Source organism: Streptomyces sp. NPDC029139 (assembly GCF_055564335.1).
Window position 1 is genome coordinate 340,200 of sequence record NZ_JBVHWN010000005.1, and the last position, 6,970, is coordinate 347,169.

The 6,970-nt window shown below is 72.1% G+C and carries 7 protein-coding genes; all 7 read right to left on the reverse strand.

Going from position 1 to position 6,970, the window contains the following annotated elements:
* Positions 1–58 precede the first annotated feature (58 nt).
* Complete coding sequence (locus tag ACZ4VW_RS15470) at positions 59–1,126, reverse strand: 2-aminoethylphosphonate ABC transporter substrate-binding protein (RefSeq protein WP_467962384.1); 1,068 nt, start codon at positions 1,124–1,126, stop codon at positions 59–61.
* A gap of 21 nt (positions 1,127–1,147) precedes the next feature.
* Positions 1,148–1,945 (reverse strand): ABC transporter permease, encoded by a 798-nt coding sequence (locus ACZ4VW_RS15475; protein ID WP_467962386.1) that lies wholly within the window; start codon positions 1,943–1,945, stop codon positions 1,148–1,150.
* Positions 1,932–2,897, reverse strand: a complete 966-nt coding sequence (locus ACZ4VW_RS15480; protein WP_467962388.1) for a 2-aminoethylphosphonate ABC transporter permease subunit — start codon at positions 2,895–2,897, stop codon at positions 1,932–1,934. Before ACZ4VW_RS15480 ends, ACZ4VW_RS15475 begins: the two co-directional genes overlap by 14 nt.
* Positions 2,890–3,993, reverse strand: a complete 1,104-nt coding sequence (locus tag ACZ4VW_RS15485; RefSeq protein ID WP_467962390.1) for an ABC transporter ATP-binding protein — start codon at positions 3,991–3,993, stop codon at positions 2,890–2,892. The genes ACZ4VW_RS15480 and ACZ4VW_RS15485 overlap by 8 nt, the downstream gene beginning before the upstream one ends.
* A complete protein-coding gene (locus ACZ4VW_RS15490) occupies positions 3,990–4,673 on the reverse strand; it encodes a phosphonatase-like hydrolase (protein ID WP_467962392.1) in 684 nt (227 codons plus the stop codon). Before ACZ4VW_RS15490 ends, ACZ4VW_RS15485 begins: the two co-directional genes overlap by 4 nt.
* A gap of 5 nt (positions 4,674–4,678) precedes the next feature.
* Complete coding sequence (locus tag ACZ4VW_RS15495; RefSeq protein WP_467962394.1) at positions 4,679–5,800, reverse strand: TIGR03364 family FAD-dependent oxidoreductase; 1,122 nt, start codon at positions 5,798–5,800, stop codon at positions 4,679–4,681.
* Between the two features lie 130 nt (positions 5,801–5,930).
* Positions 5,931–6,695: a GntR family transcriptional regulator gene (locus ACZ4VW_RS15500; protein ID WP_467962396.1), complete on the reverse strand. Its 765-nt coding sequence runs from the start codon at positions 6,693–6,695 to the stop codon at positions 5,931–5,933.
* Positions 6,696–6,970 lie beyond the last annotated feature (275 nt).

Below are 6,970 nucleotides of genomic sequence, written 5' to 3' on the forward strand. Positions count from 1 at the left end.
TTTCCGCGATCATTCGCGGGTCGCCAGAGCCGTGCGGTGAACTCTTGGAAGCGACGGGTTAGCTTCCGGTGGCGGTCTTCCACGCGTCGATGTACGTCTTCAGGTTCTTGTCGATGTCGTCCCAGTCCGGCTCGAAGACCTCCACGCCCTCCATCAGCTTGGCCAGCTCGATGGCGTTGGCGTCGGTGGGCTTGACGTCCTTGCGGGCGGGGAAGCCTCCGCCGATCTCGCTGACCTGGCGCTGGGCCTGCTCGCCGAGCATGAAGTCGAGCAGCTTCTTGCCGTTCTCGCTGTGCGGGGCCTTGTTCACGAGTCCGGCGGCGTACGGCAGCGCGAAGGTGGTCGGCCTGCCGCCGTCCTTGGCCGGGAACCAGATGCCGAGGTTCGGCATGGACCTGGACTGGGCGAAGTTCATCTGGACGTCGCCGTTGGCGACGAGGATCTCGCCCTTGTCGACCTTGGGGGCGAGCTTGGAGGTGGAGGACGACGGGCCGACGTTGTTGGCCTGGAGCTTCTTCAGGTACTCCATGGCCGGCTCCTGGCCCTCGAAGTCGTGCATCGCCTTGATGACGACGGCGGTGCCGTCCCCCGCGACGCCGGGCGTGGAGTACTGCAGCTTGTTCTTGTACTTCGGGTCGAGCAGCTCCTCCCAGGTCCTGGGTGCCTCCTTGAGCTGCCGCTTGTTGTGGATGAAGCCGAAGTAGTTGTTGACGACCGAGGTCCACTTGCCGTCGTCGGCCTTGTCACCGCCGCCGACCCACTCCGCGCCCTGGGGCACGTACGACTGGAGCAGGCCCTTGGAGTCGGCCTGCTGGATGAAGGGCGGCAGGGTCACGAGGACGTCGGCCTGCGTGTTGTTCTTCTCGCGGACGGCGCGCTGCACCATCTCGCCGGAGCCGCCCTCGACGTACTTGACCTTGATGCCGGTCTGCTTCTCGAAGTCGGCGAAGACCTTGTCGTACCAGCCGTCGCCCTTCTCGCCCTTGAGGCCGTCGGCGCTGTAGACGGTGACGATCTTCTCGTCGGAGGCGGCGGAGGGGCCGCCGCAGGCGGTGAGGCCGGCGGCGAGGGCGAGGCTGCCGGCGACAGCGGCGATCGGCTGGATGAGCGGGGACGAGGTGCGCATGACGTCGTTCTCTCCTGGGACTCAGCGGTAGGACGCTCTGGTGCGGATACGGGAGACGGCGAGCAGGACGAGCAGGGTCGTGGCCATGAGGACCACGGCGAGCGCCGAGCCGGTGAAGAGGGAGCCGCGGTCGGTGGCCGTGAAGATCAGCACCGGGAACGGCAGCCAGTCCGGCGGGTAGAGCATCATCGTGGCGCTCAGCTCGCCCATGGACAGGGCGAAGCAGAGTCCGGCGGCCGCGTTCAGGGACGGCAGCAGGAGCGGCAGCTTCACCCGGAGCAGGACGTACGAGGGGCGGGCGCCGAGACTGGCCGCCGCCTGCTCGTACACCGGGTCGAGACGGAGGATGGCGGCCGAGACCGACTGGTGGGCGAACGCCGTGACAAGAACGGTGTGCGCGAGGATCACGATCCAGCGCGTGCCGTTGAGGAGCACGGGCGGTTGCGAGAAGGCCACCAGGACGGCGAGGCCCACGACCACCGAGGGCACGGCGACCGGCAGCATGAACAGCGCGTCGAGGAGCCTCCTGCCGCGGGTGCGCAGGGCGTCGGCGGCGAGGGCGGCCCATGTGCCGACGGTCAGGGCGAGCAGGCTCGCGGTGACGGCCGTGACCAGGCTGGTGGTCAACGCCTGCAGGGACTCTCCGCGTACGGCGGCGGTGTAGTGCTCCGCCGTGGGCCCGGAGGGGAAGGCGCCCGACCAGTTCGTGGCGAACGAGGCGGCGAGGATGACGAGGAGGGGCAGGGCGAAGAGGGGCACGAAGAGGACGGCGAACAGGGCCCAGGCCGTCCACCTGCCCGTACGGCTATGCACCAGCACGACGGCTCACCACCCGGTAGAGGCCGTAGAGGCCGACGGAGATCGCGACGTTGACCACGGCGACGACACAGGCGGCGGCGTAGTCGGACTCGAGGATGGCCTTGCCGTAGACGAGCATCGGGAGGGTGGTGACGCCCTTGGCGCCGGTGAAGAGGACGATCCCGAACTCGTTGAGGCACATGACCAGGACGAGGCTCCCGCCGGCGGCGAGCGCGGGCAGTGCCTCCGGCAGGATCACCCGCCGGACGATCCGCAGCGGCCGTGCGCCGAGGGAGGAGGCCACTTCCAGCTGGGCGGTCTCCATCTGCGAGAACGCGGCGAGGAGCGGGCGCATCACGAAGGGCGTGAAGTACGTGATCTCGGCGAGGAGGACGCCCCACGGGGTGGTCAGGAACTGGAAGGGGCCGGAGTCGGCGCCCGTGACGTCCGTCCAGACCCCGTTGGCCATGCCGACCGTGCCGTAGAGGAAGAGCAGCGCGAGCGTGATCAGGAAGGAGGGGAAGGAGAGGAAGACGTCGATGAACTTCGACACCGCCTTCCCGCCGGGGAACGGCACGAACGCGATGACGACGGCCAGGACGAAGCCGAGGACGAGACATCCGACGGTGGACCCGACGGCCAGCCAGACGGTGGTCAGGAGGGCTTCCCGGAAGGCTTCCGAGGAGAACACGTCGGCATAGGCGCCGGGCGCGAGGGACTCCTGGATGACGAGGGCGAGGGGATAGAGGAAGGCGAGGGCGAGGACGGCGACGGGAGGAAGGGCCCAGATCCAGGTGGGCAGGCGACGGGGGGTGTGGGGGATACGGGTGGTACCGGGGGCGTCCGGGGTGTGAGGGACGTCGGGGACGGCGGGGGTGCGGGTGGCGCCCGGGGCGTGAGGGGTGCCAGCGGTACGGGTGGCGCCGGGGGTGCGGGTGGCGCTCGGGGCGCCGGGGGTACGGGCGCTAGGCATCCGCGCCACCGCCTGGGGTTCCCGCCGCGCCGGTGAGCGCCGGTGTCCCGGCGACCCCGGCCCCCAGCAGCACCGCGTCCTCGGGCGCGAAGTGCAGCGTGACCTCGTCACCGAGCGCCGGCGTCTCCCGCAGCTCCCGCACGTCGGCCTTCACGCGATGGCCGTCCGCCACCTCCACGTACAGCCGATGCGTGGACCCCCGCCACTGCACCTCGGCGATACGGCCCCGCAGCGCGTTCGGGCCTTCGCCGAGGCCGACGAGATGCGGCCGTACGCACAGCGTCGCGCTCGCGCCCGGCGCCGCGTCGGCGACCGGGGCCTCGAGCGCGACGCCCGCGAAGGAGACCCCGTCCGCCCCCACCGTCACCGGCAGCAGGTTCGCGTTGCCGACGAACGACGCCGTGAACTCCGTACGCGGCCTGCGGTACAGGTCCTGCGGCGTGCCGCAGTCCTGGAGCCTGGCCCTGTCCATGACGGCGATCCGGTCGGCGAGGGTCAGCGCCTCGACCTGGTCGTGGGTGACGTACAGGATCGAGACCTCGGGCAACTCCCGGTGCAGCCGCGCCAGTTCGGCGAGCATCCCGGAGCGCAGCTGCGCGTCCAGCGCGGACAGCGGCTCGTCGAGCAGCAGCACGTTCGGCCGGATGGCGAGCGCCCGGGCGATGGCGACGCGCTGCTGCTGTCCGCCGGACAGCTCGCGCGGATAGCGCTGCGCGTAGGCGGCCATCCCGGTCATCCCCAGGGCCTCGGCGACCCTCCCGGCCACCTCGGCCTTCGCCACCTTCCGCGCCTTCAGACCGAAGGCCACGTTGTCCGCGACCCGCATGTGCGGAAAGAGCGCGTACTGCTGGACCACCATCCCGATCCCCCGCTCGTACGGCGGGAGGCCGGTGACGTCGCGGTCGCCGATGAACACCCGCCCGGAGGCGGGCCGGACGAAGCCCGCGACGGCGCGCAGGGCGGTGGTCTTGCCGGAGCCGGAGGGCCCGAGGAGAGCCATCACCTCGCCGGGCTCGACGGTGAGGTCGAGCGTGTCGAGGACGGTGTTGCTCCCGTACGTGACGGTGACGGCGTCGAAGCGGATGCCACTGGTCATATCGCGTCCCCGGCGAGCAGACCGGGCAGTTCCGCGACCGAGGCGAGGACGTGCGTGGCGCCGTGCCCCCTGAGCGCGGTCTCGCCGTGCGCGCCCGTCAGGACGCCCGCGACGATCCCGGCCCCGGCCCGCACCCCGCTGAGCATGTCGTACGAGGTGTCGCCCGCGACCACGAGCTGCCGGACGTCGTCGACGGCTCCCGTACGGAGGAGGGCCGCGAGGACCATGTCCGGATACGGGCGCCCCCGGCCGCCCGCGTCCGCCGGGCAGAGGGTCAGCTCGACCAGCTCCCGCCAGCCGAGCGCGTCGAGGATGGCGTCCTGGGTGACCCGGGCGAACCCGGTGGTGAGGACGACCGTACGGCCCTGCGCCTTCAGCGCGGCGATCGCCTCGGCCGCACCGGTCACCGGGGTGATGAGTCCGCCGGCGACCAGCTCTCCGTACGCCTCCTCGAAGGCGAGGTTGGCCTGCCGGGCGCGGGGCTCGTCGCCGCCGAAGAGGTGGCGGAAGACGGAGATCTTGGACTCGCCCATCGTGGCGCGGACGTAGTCGATCATCGTGGTCGGGTCTTCGCCGAGGCGCTCGGCGGCGGCCGTGAAGGCCCGCTCGACGAGGCCGCCGTCGGCGACGGTGGTGCCGGCCATGTCCAGGACGACGAGGTTGTGCTGCTGCTTGCTCATGGTGGTCACCAGCCCAGTTCGTTCGCGGTCGTCTCGGCGACGGCGGGCGAGCACGTCATGCCGCGTCCGCCCGGTCCCGTCACCAGCCACACGCCGTCGCGGACCCGCTGACGGTGCACGACCCGGCTGGTGTCGGTGCACTGCGCGTACACGCCCGCCCAGCGGCGCCGGATCTTCGGCAGGGGACGGCCGAGGAAGGACTCGACGACGCGGGTGAGGTGCTCGTAGGGGTCTTCGAGGGTGTCGAAGGCGAAGGGGTGCTCGTACTCGTGGGTGTCGCCGATGGTCAGTCCGCCGTCGAGGCGCTGCACCATCAGGAGCTGCATCTTGTGGGCGGCGGCGGTCGGGTCCTGCGCCTGCCCGGCGTTGAGGGCGTCGAGCGCCTCGGAGGCGTACGCCGGGTAGTAGCGGAAGGAGTCGGCGTCGGCGACGGAGGTGGTGAGCGGCTCGCCGAGCGGGTCGGTCTGCATCATCTGGAGCCGGACGCGGCGGACCGGGATCTCGCCGGCGACCTCGCGGACGAGGCCGGAGAGCGCGGCGCCGGTGCAGAGGACGACGGCGTCACCGGTGTGGATCTCGCCGCGGTCGTCGCGTACGGAGTTCTCGCCGATCACGTCCCGCACCTCGCGCTCCGGCAGGAAGGTGTACTTCCCCGTGGCCAGGAGGGCTGCGCGCAGGGCGAGTTGGGCGGTACGCGGCTCGACCGCCGCGTCCCGTTCGCAGAAGAGGGCGGCGGTGAACTCTCCCCGCAGGGCCGGGTTGACGCGCCGGGCCTCGTCGGCGGTCAGCAGCTTGTAGCCCCGGGCGGCGGCATCGGGCCGGGCCAGGGCCGCCTCGGCGACCGCGAGTTCGAGCGCGTTGCGCACCGGGGTGAGCGAGCCGATCGCCCGGAAGCCGAGGCGGGGGACGCGGGCGCCGATGCCCTCCCACAGGTCGCGGGCGCGCAGCGCGGTGTCCAGCTCCTCTCCGCCCGCGCGGCCGCTCACCCATATCTGCCCGAAGTTGCGGAGCGATGCGCCGCGCGCCTCCGCCTCGCGCTCGATGTGTACGACCTCGTGGCCGCGTTCCACTGCGTGCCAGGCGTGCATGGTTCCCACCACGCCGGCTCCTACGACGATCACCTTCATGCCGCTCACGGTCCTGGGGGTGGGTGACCCGGGAGGATCCGGCGAGCGACGGGACGGTGAACGGCCCGACAAGGATGGCCTAGACCCGTTACCTTTCCGTGATCCCCCGTGGTGGGGGCGGGAGTTCGGGTCAGGTCTGGGCGCCCAGGTGGGCGGTGAAGCTGAAGCGGTCGCCTCGGTAGAGGGTGCGGACGCGCTCCAGGGGCCGGCCGGCGGTGTCCCGGGAGATCCGGTGGATCAGCAGCATCGGGAGCGCGGGCGGGGTGCCGATGAGCAGGGCCTCGCGAGGGGTGGCGAGGACGGTCTCGATCCGCTCGTCGGCGTCGCCGAACGTGATGCCGAGCTGCTCGCGGAGGTAGGCGTAGAAGGAGGAGTCGGGGTCGAAGTCGCTGTCCAGCCGCGGCGCGCGGGCCTCGGAGACGTACGTGCTCTCCAGGCCCACCCGCTCGTCGTCGGCGAGCAGCACGCGCTCCATGTGCCAGACGGGTTCGCCTCGCTGGACCCCGATCTCGGGAGCGAGGGCGTCGGGGCAGGGGAAGCGGTCGAGGGAGATGAGCGTGCGGCCGGGGCGGCGGCCCTGGCGGCGTACGCCTTCGGTGTAGCTGGCGAGCGAGAGCGGCTGCTCCAGCTTGGGCCCGGCGACGACGGTCCCCCGCCCCTGGCGGCGCAGCCGCCCTTCCAGCAGCAGCTCCCGCAGTGCCTGGCGGACGGTCTCCCGGGAGACCTCGTAACGCAGGGCCAGGTCCCGCTCGGTGGGCAAGAGCCCGCCCTCACCCAACTCGTCTATCAGCGAGGCGACTTTGGCCTTTACCGCGTAGTACTTGGGGATACGGCCGTGCTCGGGGATGCCGGAGCGGATGGGGGCGCCAGGTGCCTGGTCGTTCGGGTAGTCCACGGGCCGATGCTCGCAGATGGGAGTGAACGGGAGGGTGTACGGAGAGTGGCGCGGAGCGACTCGGGGGCCGGCCGGGGCCGGTCCTCGGGGCGGTCGGGGCCGCTCCCGGCCGGTGGGGGCCGCTCGCATCCGGCGAGGGCCCGCTCGGGTCCGGTCGGGGGCCGGCCGGGGCCCGTCCCCGGGGCGGTCGGGGCCGCTCCCGGCCGGTGGGGGCCGCTCGCATCCGGCGAGGGCCCGCTCGGGTCCGGTCGGGGGCCGGCCGGGGCCCGTCCCCG

Bases quoted from the DNA above. Each gene is read 5' to 3' on its own strand.
- ACZ4VW_RS15480 (WP_467962388.1), bottom strand. From the start codon at position 2,897: ATGCCTAGCGCCCGTACCCCCGGCGCCCCGAGCGCCACCCGCACCCCC.
- ACZ4VW_RS15470 (WP_467962384.1), bottom strand. From the start codon at position 1,126: ATGCGCACCTCGTCCCCGCTCATCCAGCCGATCGCCGCTGTCGCCGGC.
- ACZ4VW_RS15495 (WP_467962394.1), bottom strand. From the start codon at position 5,800: ATGAAGGTGATCGTCGTAGGAGCCGGCGTGGTGGGAACCATGCACGCC.
- ACZ4VW_RS15490 (WP_467962392.1), bottom strand. From the start codon at position 4,673: ATGAGCAAGCAGCAGCACAACCTCGTCGTCCTGGACATGGCCGGCACC.
- ACZ4VW_RS15485 (WP_467962390.1), bottom strand. From the start codon at position 3,993: ATGACCAGTGGCATCCGCTTCGACGCCGTCACCGTCACGTACGGGAGC.